Genomic DNA, 15,961 nt, shown 5'->3' with positions numbered 1-15,961 from the left:
GGACGTTCATCTTGTCGGCTTCGGCTTCGCCGCACATCTCCTAGAATCCCTGCCGCAGAGTTTCAAGCTCTGCGGCGATTTTTTTCGCCTTCTCGACAGCGAGGCGATTCTCATGTTCCACAGTTTCAAAGGAAGGAATCAGATATTCCGTCGTTCCTTCGATGTGCGGAGGCTTGCAGACATAAATCTTCGCCGTAAGCGGATTCATGCTGCCGCTCCATAGCCCCATATAATCCGCAGCCGTATCGTATGCGAGGATGCAGGGCGCATCCTTCAAGAGATCGCGCAGATAGTCGTTGTATGTGTATATGCTGCTCATCGGACTGCTCCCGCCATTTGTGTCAGCGGCTGAAGCCGCGGCTTTCCCCATCCTCGCGAGCCTGACGCTCCTGCGCTTTCTTCCATGCCGGAAGCAGCATCTGATTCAGGCGCATGGCGAGGGATTTCTTCATGTAGGTTTTGGAGATGTCGGTCATTCCCTCCGTCGCATCAATCAGCGCGTCGATGCGCGGTGCCGCGAACTTGATTCTCGGGACGATCTCCAAAATCGACCGATGCAGGTCAGCCGGAGGCGCTTTCAAGATTTCATGGTAGAAGATTCGCTTTCCTTGATGGCGATAGACAGAACACAAGTTATACTCTGTATTTTTGAAGCTTATATCATCTTCCAAGAGTTCCTCTTTTTCCCTGTCAGACACTAGCGGCGAAAGTGCTGAACCGCAATCATATACAGGCGCGGGAGATATTTTGCCATCAGACGATGCCATCACGCCCCAATTATCCAAATGACGATCCGTATTGCCAATAGCAGCATCCACTACAAACATTTCCCAGAAAAACTTTTTCAAGAACATCTTGTTCTTTATCGTCACATCGGTATCGATGATATACATAACATCGTCAATCGTAGTCTTGCTCCGTTTCTGGCTGTCCGTCTCATGTAAAAAGAACTTGCTGAATTCAATGAGAATACCTTCTCTGCTCGGGGAAAATACCTCGCACGCCACAACAAGCTTCTCTTTTTCGCTGTTCGGCGGCGTAGCACGTCCCAAGAAAGTGTTTTGTGCCGGAATCCCCAGCATCTGAAATATATGGCAGCCGATATATTCAGAGAAATGATTGTTGATGTATGGCAGCGATGTTTGTTTCGGTGCTCGATTGGGATCGGGAAACTTCACCATATAGAGCTTGTCGTTGTACTGTATAGTCCACTTGCTCTCCGAACCGCCGAAACGATTCGGCAGCCACTTCACATGCGTCAGATCAACCATCAATCAACCCTCCGAAATATGTCAGCATTTCCTCCCGGGTGCCTGATGAAATATCGCCTTCTTTCATGGCATATTTCGTTTCGGAATGAAGCCTCTGCATAGCAAGAACCATCTGGAGATGATTCCTTTCTTCATAAGCTCGATAAAATTCTTCCATATAGTCGCGAAGAAGTTCTTCATAATCTTGCGGATTGTACTTATAGACTGCTTCCATGATGAATCCCTCGTTTCTTCGAACTGTCCTAGTGATTCGTATGCCATCCTATATAGAATGTCGAGCATTCGGAATCAACTCGTCATAACAGAAAAGCATCTCAGCACGGTCTTTGGGAGACAGCATTCCTTCATCGCCTGTTTCGTGTCGTTGTACATACGCCGCCATGCGTGTTCCATGAGGAATACATCTCCCCCCTGCATCGCTTCGGCGAAAAGCGTCATGCTCTCTTCCAGATAGTCGACATAATCCTTTGGATTGTATTTGATTCGCTGCTCCATGATGCCTCTCCTTTTTTCGCGAGTTCTGGGTGTGCCAAGAGTTTTGTTTAAATCATTTTTCAGGACTCAATGCGCAAAATGTTCTGTCGCGCATCCTTGACCAAGCACGCCTCACAGGAGGCTTACCAAAGCCCGTATTCCTCGCGTTTTTGAGTGTCGCACTTATCTGTGTATCACGCCCGCGTGGGGAGTGACATGTGCGGAGGTTCTTCTTGTCGGTGTATTTCAGATTGCAATCCACGCGCCCCATGTGGGGCGCGACTCATTTACCTTGCTTGTTTTGCTCGATTGTCACGATTTCAATCCACACGCCCCGCATGGGGGCGCGACCCTTTCAGCAGCTTCCGCCAATGGCACAGCAGGATTTCAATCCACACGCCTCGCATGGGAGCGCGACGCGCTCTGTACCGTTTTCGTCAACAGCACTAGATATTTCAATCCACACGCCCCGCATGGGGGCGCGACCAGCTCCAGCTGCGTAGGCGGAAGCACGATCCGGATTTCAATCCACGCGCCCCGTGTGGGGGCGCGACGCCGACGGCGGAGCTGCCGAACGTCAAGGTACCTATTCCAATCCACGCGCCCGCGTGGGGCGCGACTCGTGACGGTGGACAAGACCACGGGCGAAGTCGAATTTCAATCCACACGCCCGCGTGGGGCGCGACCAGAAGCGCAATACGGAGTAGATGCGGCGCGGGAATTTCAATCCACGCGCCTGCGTGGGGCGCGACATATCATATCTAATTATATAAGTCAATCATACTAATTTCAATCCACGCGCCCGCGTAGGGCGCGACTACAGGCGGTCAAAGTCAACGTGCGCGGCCTGCCATTTCAATCCACGCGCCCGCGTAGGGCGCGACATCGGCATCAACACGGTGCGCCGCCTCGTCAAGGCATTTCAATCCACGCGCCCGCGTAGGGCGCGACCCATGTGCATAGGTCTTGACGGCTATCCAATCCAGATTTCAATCCACGCGCCTGCGTAGGGCGCGACATGTTCTCTTCGATCTGCCAGTAAGCCCATCTATCATTTCAATCCACGCGCCCGCATAGGGCGCGACCCGTGGACATCTCGATTCCCGGTTTGGCAAAAATATTTCAATCCACGCGCCCGCGTAGGGCGCGACCGGCGTCGAGAACAGTCCAGACACATGATTCCAATTTCAATCCACGCGCCCGCGTAGGGCGCGACTCCTCCGTGAGCGTCCTGCCTAGCACCAGCTTGTTATTTCAATCCACGCGCCCGCGTAGGGCGCGACCCATCTCATCGTTCATGACCTTCACCCATTCATAATTTCAATCCACGCGCCCGCATAGGGCGCGACCACATCGCCAAACGTCACCCAAGGCGAATAAATCATTTCAATCCACGCGCCCGCATAGGGCGCGACCTACATCACCGCCGGCTATATCCCCATCTCCGATATTTCAATCCACGCGCCTGCGTAGGGCGCGACTCAAAAGCGTGCTGCCCTTGATTTTCGCGAAGTCATTTCAATCCACGCGCCCGCGTAGGGCGCGACTCATGATTTTTTACTCCTCTCTGTTCTTTCCCTTATTTCAATCCACGCGCCTGCGTAGGGCGCGACAGCGATCCGATCTGCGGCTGCTCTTGCACACCCTATTTCAATCCACGCGCCCGCGTAGGGCGCGACCAGGTCGGTCGCCCAAAAGACAGCCATAAATAATATTTCAATCCACGCGCCCGCGTAGGGCGCGACCTACCGTATCTACGATTTCTACATCTGTTTTATCATTTCAATCCACGCGCCCGCGTAGGGCGCGACTGGCTGGAAAGCGACAGCCATGACGTATCGTGTAATTTCAATCCACGCGCCCGCGTGGGGCGCGACCTTCTGGCGTTGTTGTAATTGTTTGTCCTACGCAAATTTCAATCCACGCGCCCGCGTGGGGCGCGACGTAGGCCTTCCCGATGTCTTCGAGCTTCACGTAAATTTCAATCCACGCGCCCGCGTGGGGCGCGACTGCCCGACCCGGGAGCGGTCGGGCACGGCCTCGTAATTTCAATCCACGCGCCCGCGTGGGGCGCGACACTCCAAGTTGCGGCGGTCGACAGGGAGCTGCTGATTTCAATCCACGCGCCCGCGTGGGGCGCGACTCTCATGACCAGCCACGCTCCAACAACACCTCCAATTTCAATCCACGCGCCCGCGTGGGGCGCGACCAAGCGGTCGGTCGCCGCGAGGCCGAGCTTCGTCATTTCAATCCACGCGCCCGCGTGGGGCGCGACCACAGCCCCCTTGACCATAACAGCCGTGGATGCAAATTTCAATCCACGCGCCCGCGTGGGGCGCGACTGCGCAGATCACACTGTTCGGGTTACGCTTGGATATTTCAATCCACGCGCCCGCGTGGGGCGCGACAAATATACTTATCTTTCAGGCTGTCATAGCCTTATTTCAATCCACGCGCCCGCGTGGGGCGCGACCGCCGAACTCGGCATGAGTCCGACGACCGTCGCATTTCAATCCACGCGCCCGCGTAGGGCGCGACGCCGGCGCGGCTATCTCACGGACATCTCTTTCAAATTTCAATCCACGCGCCCGCGTAGGGCGCGACAATGTTCAGTTGTAAAGGTTTGCTTTGCAACTAGATTTCAATCCACGCGCCCGCGTAGGGCGCGACACGGCAACCTTCGCCGAGCTGTATGCCAAATGGACATTTCAATCCACGCGCCCGCGTAGGGCGCGACTATCAATTTTACCAAATCGCAAGCTTTCTGTATCATTTCAATCCACGCGCCCGCGTAGGGCGCGACCGAGGGGTCGCACAAGATGGTCGCCATACTGCGTATTTCAATCCACGCGCCCGCGTAGGGCGCGACACAGCAGAAGGAAAGTATCAACCGCCGCGGGCAGATTTCAATCCACGCGCCCGCGTAGGGCGCGACCTGCGCTATGCAGTAAAGGATTTTCGATTTCAGGATTTCAATCCACGCGCCCGCGTAGGGCGCGACGGTTCTTCCTCTGCAACGAGGGGCTGAGCATTTTGATTTCAATCCACGCGCCCGCGTAGGGCGCGACCCGTTCCGAGCACCTCTTCATCGGCTACGTCCGGATTTCAATCCACGCGCCCGCGTGGGGCGCGACGCGGCATAAAAAATCGCATCGCGCGGAAGCACTGATTTCAATCCACGCGCCCGCGTGGGGCGCGACGAATTCACATCTTTTATAAGGAGGTTTCCCTCATATTTCAATCCACGCGCCCGCGTGGGGCGCGACCCACGATCATGGTGGACGACGAGATGCGGCGGGCATTTCAATCCACGCGCCCGCGTGGGGCGCGACGTGGCGCGTGACGAGCAATCTGATCGCGGGAGAATTTCAATCCACGCGCCCGCGTGGGGCGCGACCACACGTCAATCCACGAGCATAAAAAACAGCCCCATTTCAATCCACGCGCCCGCGTGGGGCGCGACTCGCGCAGCCATTCCTCTTCGTCGGGGTTGCTGATATTTCAATCCACGCGCCCGCGTGGGGCGCGACTGCCATGGCGCGTCTGCGCCTGCATGAGCCGCCAATTTCAATCCACGCGCCCGCGTGGGGCGCGACAAGGGTGTTCAGGCGATGGGTGAGAGAGTGCGGGATTTCAATCCACGCGCCCGCGTGGGGCGCGACCGATTACCGCAAGATGGTGCAGGCGTCGCGGACATTTCAATCCACGCGCCCGCGTGGGGCGCGACTGAGGTCATGGCGGCGGTCAAGGAAATACCGAGATTTCAATCCACGCGCCCGCGTGGGGCGCGACCGCGCCGCTTGCGAGCGTCAAGATGGACGATACAATTTCAATCCACGCGCCCGCGTGGGGCGCGACCCACCAAAGCCCCTCAAATTCCTCCTCGCTATCATTTCAATCCACGCGCCCGCGTGGGGCGCGACGCATCGCCCCCGGTGCGCCTGTCTGCGTCGTGATATTTCAATCCACGCGCCCGCGTGGGGCGCGACCGGACGTGTTGAAGAATCTCCACAATATCAAGTGATTTCAATCCACGCGCCCGCGTGGGGCGCGACAGGGTTCGCGCGTCTATCCGCACGCGACGACAATATTTCAATCCACGCGCCCGCGTGGGGCGCGACTATGGGGAGGTGACGCTTGATGTATAGAGCACGCATTTCAATCCACGCGCCCGCGTGGGGCGCGACAAACGTAGGTCTTAAACTTTGCAACATCGTCACATTTCAATCCACGCGCCCGCGTGGGGCGCGACCCCCCGTGCAAACGGTGAGGGCAGCATCGGGACGATTTCAATCCACGCGCCCGCGTGGGGCGCGACACCACAAACTCGAGAATGTGTGTGCATCCCGATTATTTCAATCCACGCGCCCGCGTGGGGCGCGACGAATGTTCGCCGTGAACGTGATCTCAATATCGCGATTTCAATCCACGCGCCCGCGTGGGGCGCGACGCTTGTACGTTTTCAACACTCACTCCTATACACATTTCAATCCACGCGCCCGCGTGGGGCGCGACGCCGTTGGCCTTTGTCGGCTTACAGGGTTTGCAATTTCAATCCACGCGCCCGCGTGGGGCGCGACCAGGAGCGCTCGCGCATTGTCCAACTCCGGCAGGATTTCAATCCACGCGCCCGCGTGGGGCGCGACTCGGACTCATGCCGAGTTCGGCGGCGATCTTGCATTTCAATCCACGCGCCCGCGTGGGGCGCGACGCCTTGACGAGATCGGCGTCGCCTTCGTTTGACAGATTTCAATCCACGCGCCCGCGTGGGGCGCGACACGGCCTTCTTCGCCATGCTTCCACCCCCTTATGCAGGATTTCAATCCACGCGCCCGCGTGGGGCGCGACTTTCTTCTCAGTTGCAAGGCAAATCTTTACAACTATTTCAATCCACGCGCCCGCGTGGGGCGCGACAAATGGAATTGCCGATGATACCCACGGCAACATCATTTCAATCCACGCGCCCGCGTGGGGCGCGACTCCGCGATGCGTCGGGATAACATACCCGGCGCTATTTCAATCCACGCGCCCGCGTGGGGCGCGACCCAAAGCGATATGGCGCGGCTTGAGCCGTCCAAAGATTTCAATCCACGCGCCCGCGTGGGGCGCGACGTTTCCCGTCGTCGGCTCTTTCATCTCGACGGAATTTCAATCCACGCGCCCGCGTGGGGCGCGACCGGAGCATCCGCTACAAGGATGGCAGCTACATCGTATTTCAATCCACGCGCCCGCGTGGGGCGCGACACGGCAGGCGACAATATCTATTTCGCACTCGACATTTCAATCCACGCGCCCGCGTGGGGCGCGACTGTGCCTGTTTACACGGGCTTAATTACAGCGGTCGCGCTATATCTTTCGCGAACCTCATTTTTGGGCGTGCTGTTACAGGCATTTTTCGTCGCAAAGTCCTCTGTGTGATACGGGTTCGCACAGAGATTTTGCGGCCATTCTCGCGAAGGAGATGCCTTCTACAGCATCAGAGTTCCTTCAGCTTCATAACTTGGTTTTGCACCAACGTGCTGCGTTTTTCCTGCGTATTTATTGCCCAAGTTATAAAAACGCAGACTGTCTTTTTCTTGGTCAATCAACGTTGTTAATTCATGCCGCAAGGTGCAGAAGCGTGCTTCATCGAGAACGCATTCAAACACGGAATTCTGCACGCGCTGTCCGTGGCGCATGCAGCATTTCGCCACTTTTCTCAAGCGTGTGCGGCCGGCAGGTGTTTCCGTATTGACATCGTATGTCACGAGAATCAACATTTCCGCCGCCCCCTCCATCTTTCCTGCTTATTTCCACAGAAACGCCGGATATTCCTCCAAGTCGCCGCGTAAATATCGTGCCAGAAGGAGGGATTGGGCATGGGGAACCAAACCCCAAGGGATTTTTTCCTTGAGAAACGGATGCGTAATCTGCTCCCGCTTCTTGTCCTGCCATTCCTTGAGGACGAGCTTACGCCCAGCATCATTGAGCCAGACGGCGCCGTTCTCTTTTTTCTCAAAATGCTCCGGCTTGATGATGCGATTGTTGATCAGCGTGAGTACGAGGCGATCGACAAAGAGACTTCGCAGTTCCTCCATGAGATCGAGCGCCAAGGATTCCCTGCCCGGGCGATCGCGGTGCAGGAAGCCGACATACGCATCAAGTCCCACGCCTTCCAACGCGGAGGCACAGTCATGCGCCAGCACGGTATACAGAAAAGACAGCATGGCATTGACGCGATCGAGAGGTGGACGCTTGAGGCGGCCTTCCAGGGAAAATGCGTCCTTGTTCTGCAAAATGAATTGATTGAACAACGAGAAGTACAGATGTGCGGCATTTCCTTCAATACCGCGCATTTCATCAAGCGACTGCACTCGATGCAAGCTCTGCAGGCTGCTTTTGAGTTCCGCGCTCACTTGCGCAAGCGCCGTCAGATCCAAGCTCAGCGGATGGTCGCGCTTCATCCTTTCGACAAGGGTACGCGTGTTGAAGATTTTCCCGAAAAGGAAATCCGCCGCGAGTTTCGCACTCTCCGCATCATCTTCCGAGCGGCGATACTGCTCCTTGCACAGGAGCACATTACCTCGCACTTCCCCACAGGAGCGCGCAAGGAATCGCCCGCGCGGGCTGAAAAAGCAAAGCCCGATTTTCGCTTGGGCGCACGCGCCCATCAAGGCAGGGCTCGCGCCCTTATAGGTGAAGCAAAGGATATTTTCCAAAGTGAGCAGCGGAATCCGTCCCAGCACTTTTTCTTCCTGCAGTACGACGACATTCTCATTTTCCAAAGCCACATACGCATCTTCGGTCAAAATGAACAGGGTATTGAGCATATGACGCATATCTCACACCCCCTTCAAGGCAGCTGCATAATAGTCGGAGACGTCCACCGTTTTTTCCAGCTTCGGCAAGCACAGGTCTTTCAGCGAACAGCTGCGGCATTTTTTCGTCACCTTGACCTTGGGTGTCGCCCTGCGGGAATATTCCTTGTGCATTTCAGCGAGCGTATGCAGAACGAAATCTCGCAAATCTTGCGTGATTTCCACCTTCTGCCGCCGATGGATTTCATCATAAAAAAGATAACCGACAGGAATCTGGCAGCAAAGCATTTCCTCAAGGCAAAGCGCCTGCAGGACGAGCTGTGAAACATCCTCTTCGCCGTCTTTCGGCTTGCCGCGCTTGTATTCAACGGGGACGGGACGCCAAAATCCTTCCTGCCCGTGCAGCCTCGCGCCTGTCTTTTCCCTGTGAAATTCCACGACATCCGAGACGCCGCTCACACCGAGCTTTGCCGAGGAAATGCGCAGAGCGCGCGCCACGAGCAAATCCCCGCGCGATTCGTGCAGGCTGCCGTCATGACATTTCTCGTGGACAATCTGCCCCTCGACTGTGCGCAAGTTTTCCTGCCATTGCTGCTCGATGTGAATGAGTGCCCATTGCCTGCGGCAAAAGAGGAAATGCTGGATGCCGGCGACATCCAGCCACTCCTCTTCGCGATATGCCATCAGCTCATGCGCGTGCAGGTCACACCTTCCGGCAGATCTGCTTCATCAACGGTGACCTCATAATCCTGATAGCTGCGCGCCGGCTCCTCCGCCGCCTTCTTTTTGACATGAATGCGCTCAAAAAGCTTATAGGACGGCGCATTGCCGAGCTCACTCTCGTGGCGGAAGACGATGAGCTCGCGCGTCGCCATATTGCCGCGCGCCGCCGAGCGGTCAAGCTCAAACATGCGCAGGATCGCCTGCCACAAGAGCGCCAAGTCCTCTTCGGAGAAGCCCGTCGTCTTGCGCGCAAGGTTTGCCGAAACATAGCCTTCGACCTTGTAGAGCGCATAGGGTACGATGAACTTGCGGCCGATTTCCGTCTTCTTCGTCTGCGCGTCTTTTATCGTCGTGATCGCCGTGCGCGTGATGGTGATCTCCTGCGGCAGAATGGGATCGATGCTGCGTGCAAAACCGAGCTGCACAGGACCGCGTACCTGCCCGCAATTCAACGCTCCCTGCACGAAGGTCGTCATAACGGCGCCGAAGGTGCGGATATCGAAGAAATTGCTGCACATGAAGTCGCGAATCTTGCCGTCGATTCCAGGATCCGCCGCCTTGACCTTCTTGATGTCCTTGATGCCGAGGTGGTCACAGGCCTCTTGGTCGCTTTGAGCGAGCGGCACGTTTTCCTTGATGTAAATGCGATAGCCCGGCTTCCCTTCCTGCGCCGTTTCCACGTAGTTGCGAATCTTCCGCTTGAGGCAAACGTCAGTGACCAGTCCGTGTCCGGTCTCTTGATCGACGCGCGGCATGTTGCCCGCATCGGGATCGCCGTTCGGATTGCCGTTTTCGACATCAAAAAGAATGACAAAATCATACCGATTTTTGATTGCTTCCGCCATTTACTTTTCCTCCTTCTTTTCGTACCGCTTCTGCTTCTGATGATAATAGCCAAGGATGAATACACCCTGCTCCTCAAGCGGCAAATGACGCGGCATATCCTTGGCGTCCAGCTTTCCCATGATCTCCGAAAGCTTCTTGTCCAAATAAACTCTGGGAGCCTTCTCCAACTTTTTCAAGTGATGAAGCGCGAGCTTCTGCAGCATCGGGAACACGTGCGCCGGCGTTCCACAGGCAGAATCAAAGAAACGGTCGCGAATCGTCGCCTTGATCTCAGGATTCGCCTTCTCCTGCACCTCTTCCAAAACGGCGAACCAGCGTCCGAGCAAATAAGCAACATCGGTCGAGTTTTCATCTAATGCCACAGCGATCTTCCTCCCTCGATTTCGCATCAAATATGCTTTCAAAAAGCCGGCGCGCCTTGCATTGATTTTCCGCTCCCCCTGCTCTGCATGAATGCGCAACAAAATGTTTTGGAATACGGACACGGGATACTTGCCGCCGGTCAAAACGGCTCGCAGCATGGCTCCTGCCATGATGGGAGAAGCCATCTTCACCTTGGCGTTGGGATTCACCGTTTCGCGCAGGAGCTCCCACAACGGCACATTGCCGCGCGTCTCCCAGCTCGGGCGGACAATCTTCATCTGCTCCATGTGCAGGGCGAGATTCTTCAAGAAATCCCCGAAAGATCCTTGCAGGAAGAAGCGTACGGAAAGCCGCGCCGCATTGGGCGCCAAACCCAGGATATAGAACGGGTTGGCATAGGAGATTGCCACGCCCTCGTAGTCGATCGCTGCCCCTGCCTGTACCTTTTTCAGCACGGAATCAAGCAGATCATCGGTCATCTTATCTTCATCGCCAAAAAGCATGCCGCAAAGCAGGTCTTGCGCCGCCTCGCTCTCCTCCTCGGCCCAATAGACCATCGTCGTGTCGCCTATGATCTTCGTATGTTCGCGATCAGCAAGCAAGGCATTGAGCGCCGTGCCGTAGGCAAACGCCGCCTTCTTCGACACGGGAGCATTGCCGCCCTGCTCGCCGTCGTGACCGTAGGATTCGTAGGCATTGGCATTGAAGGAGACAAGCATGGCTCCCGTTGCTTGGGCGCCCGTGACACCCTTGAGCGCCGGATGCTTGACGGCGATCGGCGCGAATGCGCCCGTCACGAGGCAGCGGCGTTTTTCCTCAGCGCCGCTCGCATCAAGATGCGTTTCCCATGCCTCACGCACGGCCGGCTCTTCGTGCACAAAGGTGCTCGCCACACGGAATACGAGATTCGCCCCGGCAAGAATCTCATTGGCATAGGGCGCGAGGGCCGGATGCGTGCGCAGCATCGTTTCACCGCCCTGCCAGTGCCCGAAAAAAGCGATGACAGCGCGAGCAGCGTCCGACCCGGCACCATCCAGAATCTCCTCGTGCAGGGCCTTCGCAGCCGCAAAGCATTCTGCCGTACGCTTGGGCTTTCCTTTCATATCGGCGCCTAAAAAATACGACGAATTATCACAAAGGAAAAACGGGGCTATGCCAACCGTCCTCGTTTCTCCTGCCGGAACAATAAGTTCCTGCGGTCGATCCACTTCCTTCTTGCCGCGCAAAACCTTCTGGATGAGCGGCAATACTTGAAGCAATTCTCCTTCTTTGGAAAGCAAGAGCGCAAAGGAAACATTACGCTTCTCCCAACCATCTCTGGGCAATCGTCCCTCTTTGCACTCCGTCTCATATCTTTCAACCAGTGCTTGGAGCATTCAGCGGTACACCTCACAATCCCTAAGGTCGAGCACGCCGTCCACAAGCTGTGCTTGGAAAAACATCGGCTGAAGATTCTTGGGATCCGAGTAGTCGATATCATAGAGCATGAAGCCCAGATCTTTCGTTTCCCCATTTGTCGGCGGAAGCTCCGCTTCCTCGTACAGCCGGAAGCACGCGGGAAACTCGCGGCAGCCCAGATACGGTGCATGATAGCACTGTCCCTTGCGCGCGCGTCGGCAGAACATCTCACGGAATTTCCCCTCGTTGTCCGATGCCGATGCCTTCTCCGTCATCTCGAAATGCGCTTCAATGATGTAATGCGGCTCCTTCAAAATGGTGGCGGCACGCTGCTGGATATCCTCCTTCGTGGACTGATAGAGTTCCCCACGCTCTTTCTCCGCAAAAGCCTTCACCGTACGCGCAGGAATCTTTGCCTTGAGCTCGTTGCGGCGGACGTTGGTAAACTGAATTCCGGATAGGATAAATATCCTATCTATGCGCCATTTTAGGCCCGGATGCCAAAACACGGCTTCCAAGACCCCCCTCGCCGCGCTCGGCGTCATGACGGCGTAGGAAAAGCGCTCCGCCTTCAATTCCGGTCGCGTGAAGCACGCCGCTTCGCCCCAAACCTCAAGGCGAACGCCATAGGCCATAAAATCACCTCCATATGTTTTTCTTTTGTTAGGAAATATCTTATTTGTAGAAAGCATATCATAAAAAATTAACTCTGTCAATTTGAAATTCTACAACTCACTAAGAAAATCGAAAAAATACATAAAAACAATAATTTCTAAATGCTCCATAGTCACCACATTATGCGAAATCCATCAATTCTCGCCTTAGGCTTGACTTCTTGCAGATGCATGGTAAACTAACATCGTCGTGGAGATCATGTCTGCACGAGGATTGAAATTTTTGTTAGGACATATGATGCGCGAGTGCGGGGAGATTTTTCAGATCTCCCCGCTTTCGTCTGTGCGGAGAAACACGATTCCATGCAGTGAATCTACAGGAACATTCCTTCGCCCTCTCCAACATTACTCGACAGTCCCTTTTGCGAGTCATATGCCTCCATATCCACAAGCACAGCGAGGTTTTCGTCGAGCATACGGATCTTTCCCTGCGCGGCAAGCTGTTCGAACGGCGCTTCGGCATATCCCGTATAGACAGTCACGATGTAGCGTCCGACCTTTCGCATAAGCGAACGCGATCTCTCTCCTTGTTCCAGTCGTGCCAAGAGCGCCTGTCCCTCCTCGGTTTGCGGAATGAAGATCGGCTTGGTACGATCCTCGATCAAGCGAACATCGTCTGCAATATCGGCAAAGGCGAATTTTCCCGACTGCCCCATGATGTCTTTCTTGTCCAGACGATTCTTGCCGCTCAGATCGTACAGCTCTTCAAAGTAGCGGCGGATCGCTTCGGGACTTGCCAAGTCTTCGGCAAAACTCCGCGCCACATTCTTTGTGATTTCAGCTGCCAACTGTGCATTTTTCGCCAGTTTTTCCAGAGAAAATACATGCACAACGCTTTCCTCCGCCGTCCTCCTGCCCTCGCGGTTGCAGCGGCCCGCCGCCTGCACGATGCTGTCGAGGCCGTTGATCTCGCGGTAGACGCAGGGGAAGTCGAGGTCGACGCCGGCCTCCACGAGGCTCGTCGAAATGACGCGGCACGGCTTGCCGTCCTTGAGCCGGGCGCGAATCTCCTCCAACACCTGCTCGCGATGCACAGGATAGAGATTCGTGGACAAGTGGTACGTTCCTTCGTCTTCCCGCAGCAAATCGAAGACACTCTGCGCCGTCTTTTTCACATTGACGATGCAAAGCACCTGCTCACGAGCCGCCAGCTCTTCGGCAAGCTCCTCTTCCATCATCACCTCTTCGCGCAGCTCGATCTTCGTGCGCCGGAAAAATGCTGCATTTTCCATGAGCGCCGGGCAGATTTCCAACGGCTGCATATCATCGGAGAAAAACTGTCCCAGAGGCGGCTGCGTCGCCGTACAGAGCACCGCCGTACACGCATAGTGCCGCACGAGCGCCTCGATTGCGGCAAGCGAGGGGCGCAAGTAATCAATCGGAATCATCTGCGCCTCATCGAAGATCACGATGCTCTCGGCAAGATTGTGCAGTTTGCGGCATTTCGACGGGCGATTGGAAAAAAGCGATTCGAAAAACTGCACGTTCGTCGTCACGATGACGGGCGCATCCCAGTTCTCCGTCGCCAGCCGCTTGCGGTTCATATCCGTATCCTGCACATCGTCATAATCCACATTCTGATGATGCTCGACGACACTGTCTGACCCCAGCAAATCCCGAAAGACAGCCGCATTCTGTTCGATGATCGACGTATACGGTATGACGTAGATGATGCGCCTGCGCTTTCTCTTGGCATGAACGGCATAATGCAGGGCAAACGCCAGGGAAGAAATCGTCTTTCCCCCTCCCGTCGGTACGGTTAGCCGGTATAAATTTCCTTTTGCTTCTTTTCCTGCGGCGATGCTCTCGGCAAGGAGCGCGGAGCGCTTTTCATTGATCGGCAACTGTAGTTTTTGCTTTTCTTTTTCCGTCTTCGGCTTCGAGAATTTCTCTTCAAGGCTCTCCTGCAGGCGTTCGAGCAAGGTTTCCACAGAAGCAAAACCTTCCCGTTCGACATTCCCCGCCGACATGAAGTCTTCCGTGTCGAGAAAGTCCGCATCGACGAGACAGGAGAAAAGCATGCGCGTATAGAGCATCGCAGAGAGCGGCGCACGAACGACTTGCGCCAACAAGAGCGACGAAGGCGGCAAGGTCTGCGGCAGATCAGCCTCGTGATAAGCATGGTAATCGGGCAGATTCTGTCGCTTGAGCCTGCCCAAAAGCGTGCCTTCTTCCGCTGTATTCGCCGTCGTACCTCGGTTCGGTATGCCGCCATGATGCCCTGCGATACAGAACGCCATCACCTGCGTCATGCCTCTGCCGAGCCGCCTGCTTTGCTCATCGTCCGCGCTCTGCCGCAGCTTCACGACCTCCTGCGTCCCTGCCGTCGAATGATCGATGCGCCCCCTGCGCCGTTTCTTCTCCTCCTCGCCCGCACGCAGATACGCTTGAAACTCGCGCGAATACTTGCCGATATCGTGATACAAGCCCAAGAGCCGCCCCATCGCCTCCTCGCCGAAAGCGGCGGCAAAGCGCCCTGCAAGATCGGCAACGCCCGTCAGATGGTCGCACAAAAGCTGCTCACGCCCCATTTCCTCATCAAGATGCCCAAGATAAGCAGAAGATTTTGTCATTTCAAACACCTCCAAGAAATCACGCCGAAACTCGCTGAAGATAAAAATTTCCGCTCCTCTTCCAAAAGCCGTACATGTTATTTCGACAAACAATTTCCATTTCCTGTATATTCCTAATGATTTTCATAAATTTTAGCGTGAAAGTCTAAGAAGTCAATCTGAAGGCGCAGACTGCTTGGATACCTTTCATGTAAGGGCGGCACACAATGTCCACAAAGTGGATGTTTGTACATGTAGTTTTCTATGGAAATCCAAGACGTCCCCCCCGAAGGGCGCAGACCGATTGCTCTTTAACGTAAGGCGTGAGGACATATGTTCAGCTGGCAGCAAAGCGTCAAAAAAACCGCCTCACCGTACAACGGCGGGCGGTTCTTTCCCATTTTCTTCAATCCCCAAGCGGCGTGTTGATGATCTTCTTGCGCTCGCGCCAGTCGGGGCAGAACTTGTCCATGAGGCTCTTGAAATGCGCGTTGTGGTAGCGCTCCCAGAGATGCGTAAGCTCGTGGATGATGATGTATTCGAGGCAGGCGGACGGATATTTGGCGAGCTGCAGATTCAGCCAGATGCGGCGCGCGCGGATGTTGCAGGTGCCCCACTTCGTCTTCATGTTCTTGATGCGCCATTCAGCGGCGCTCTTGCCGACGATCGTCTCAGCTCGCGCCAAGAGCGGCGGCACGGCTCGCGCGAGTTCGCGGCGATACCATTCGTTCAGCAGAGCTTCACGCTCGGCGGGGCTGCTCTCGGCCTCCTGCGCCTTGAGACTCAGGATGAGGCGGCTGCCGTCTCGCAGGACGATGTTGCAGCCACGTCCGAACTTCACGGTGAGCCGGAGCGGCTCGCCC

General features: G+C 55.7%; 12 protein-coding genes and 1 CRISPR repeat array. All 12 genes read right to left on the bottom strand.

Annotated features, from left to right (window positions below):
• Positions 1-40: 40 nt before the first annotated feature.
• Positions 41-319 carry a hypothetical protein gene (locus HMPREF1153_RS10615; RefSeq protein WP_009646937.1) on the bottom strand — a complete coding sequence of 93 codons (279 nt, stop codon included), beginning with the start codon at positions 317-319 and terminating at the stop codon, positions 41-43.
• 22 nt (positions 320-341) lie between these two features.
• Positions 342-1,271: a HipA domain-containing protein gene (locus HMPREF1153_RS10610; RefSeq protein ID WP_009646969.1), complete on the bottom strand. Its 930-nt coding sequence runs from the start codon at positions 1,269-1,271 to the stop codon at positions 342-344.
• Positions 1,264-1,485, bottom strand: a complete 222-nt coding sequence (locus tag HMPREF1153_RS10605; RefSeq protein ID WP_009647013.1) for a hypothetical protein — start codon at positions 1,483-1,485, stop codon at positions 1,264-1,266. The genes HMPREF1153_RS10610 and HMPREF1153_RS10605 overlap by 8 nt, the downstream gene beginning before the upstream one ends.
• Positions 1,486-1,559: 74 nt before the next feature.
• Positions 1,560-1,766, bottom strand: coding sequence for a hypothetical protein (locus tag HMPREF1153_RS10600; protein WP_009646984.1), 207 nt, complete (start codon positions 1,764-1,766; stop codon positions 1,560-1,562).
• A 229-nt stretch (positions 1,767-1,995) separates the two neighbouring features.
• Positions 1,996-7,054: direct repeats of the CRISPR family, unit length 32 nt; unit sequence ATTTCAATCCACGCGCCCGCGTGGGGCGCGAC.
• 159 nt (positions 7,055-7,213) lie between these two features.
• Entirely contained in the window at positions 7,214-7,504 is a 291-nt protein-coding gene (gene cas2 / locus HMPREF1153_RS10595; protein WP_009647006.1) for a CRISPR-associated endonuclease Cas2, read from the bottom strand.
• 27 nt (positions 7,505-7,531) lie between these two features.
• Positions 7,532-8,563 (bottom strand): type I-C CRISPR-associated endonuclease Cas1c, encoded by a 1,032-nt coding sequence (gene cas1c, locus HMPREF1153_RS10590; protein ID WP_009647017.1) that lies wholly within the window; start codon positions 8,561-8,563, stop codon positions 7,532-7,534.
• A gap of 3 nt (positions 8,564-8,566) precedes the next feature.
• Positions 8,567-9,226 (bottom strand): CRISPR-associated protein Cas4, encoded by a 660-nt coding sequence (gene cas4 / locus HMPREF1153_RS10585; RefSeq protein WP_009647012.1) that lies wholly within the window; start codon positions 9,224-9,226, stop codon positions 8,567-8,569.
• The gene (gene cas7c, locus HMPREF1153_RS10580) at positions 9,226-10,110 is read right to left on the bottom strand and encodes a type I-C CRISPR-associated protein Cas7/Csd2 (RefSeq protein WP_009646939.1); all 885 of its coding nucleotides are present in this window, start codon (positions 10,108-10,110) and stop codon (positions 9,226-9,228) included. Before cas7c ends, cas4 begins: the two co-directional genes overlap by 1 nt.
• Positions 10,111-11,850 carry a type I-C CRISPR-associated protein Cas8c/Csd1 gene (cas8c, locus tag HMPREF1153_RS10575; RefSeq protein WP_009646998.1) on the bottom strand — a complete coding sequence of 580 codons (1,740 nt, stop codon included), beginning with the start codon at positions 11,848-11,850 and terminating at the stop codon, positions 10,111-10,113.
• Positions 11,851-12,507, bottom strand: a complete 657-nt coding sequence (gene cas5c / locus HMPREF1153_RS10570) for a type I-C CRISPR-associated protein Cas5c (protein WP_009646959.1) — start codon at positions 12,505-12,507, stop codon at positions 11,851-11,853.
• Between the two features lie 353 nt (positions 12,508-12,860).
• Positions 12,861-15,119, bottom strand: coding sequence for a CRISPR-associated helicase/endonuclease Cas3 (locus HMPREF1153_RS10565; RefSeq protein WP_037370606.1), 2,259 nt, complete (start codon positions 15,117-15,119; stop codon positions 12,861-12,863).
• A gap of 385 nt (positions 15,120-15,504) precedes the next feature.
• Positions 15,505-15,961, bottom strand: a 457-nt coding sequence (locus HMPREF1153_RS10560; protein ID WP_037370604.1) for a M48 family metallopeptidase, incomplete at its 5' end; no start/stop codon positions are given.

This window comes from Selenomonas sp. CM52 (assembly GCF_000292955.1).
Classification (GTDB): Bacteria; Bacillota; Negativicutes; order Selenomonadales; family Selenomonadaceae; genus Selenomonas.
This window is presented reverse-complemented; position numbering and strand designations above follow the sequence as displayed.

Excerpts from the sequence above, each read along its gene's own strand:
- HMPREF1153_RS10615 (WP_009646937.1), bottom strand. The coding sequence starts at position 319 with ATGAGCAGCATATACACATACAACGACTATCTGCGCGATCTCTTGAAG.
- HMPREF1153_RS10610 (WP_009646969.1), bottom strand. The coding sequence starts at position 1,271 with ATGGTTGATCTGACGCATGTGAAGTGGCTGCCGAATCGTTTCGGCGGT.
- HMPREF1153_RS10605 (WP_009647013.1), bottom strand. The coding sequence starts at position 1,485 with ATGGAAGCAGTCTATAAGTACAATCCGCAAGATTATGAAGAACTTCTT.
- HMPREF1153_RS10600 (WP_009646984.1), bottom strand. The coding sequence starts at position 1,766 with ATGGAGCAGCGAATCAAATACAATCCAAAGGATTATGTCGACTATCTG.
- cas2 (WP_009647006.1), bottom strand. The coding sequence starts at position 7,504 with ATGTTGATTCTCGTGACATACGATGTCAATACGGAAACACCTGCCGGC.
- cas1c (WP_009647017.1), bottom strand. The coding sequence starts at position 8,563 with ATGCGTCATATGCTCAATACCCTGTTCATTTTGACCGAAGATGCGTAT.
- cas4 (WP_009647012.1), bottom strand. The coding sequence starts at position 9,226 with ATGGCATATCGCGAAGAGGAGTGGCTGGATGTCGCCGGCATCCAGCAT.
- cas7c (WP_009646939.1), bottom strand. The coding sequence starts at position 10,110 with ATGGCGGAAGCAATCAAAAATCGGTATGATTTTGTCATTCTTTTTGAT.
- cas8c (WP_009646998.1), bottom strand. The coding sequence starts at position 11,850 with ATGCTCCAAGCACTGGTTGAAAGATATGAGACGGAGTGCAAAGAGGGA.
- cas5c (WP_009646959.1), bottom strand. The coding sequence starts at position 12,507 with ATGGCCTATGGCGTTCGCCTTGAGGTTTGGGGCGAAGCGGCGTGCTTC.
- HMPREF1153_RS10565 (WP_037370606.1), bottom strand. The coding sequence starts at position 15,119 with ATGACAAAATCTTCTGCTTATCTTGGGCATCTTGATGAGGAAATGGGG.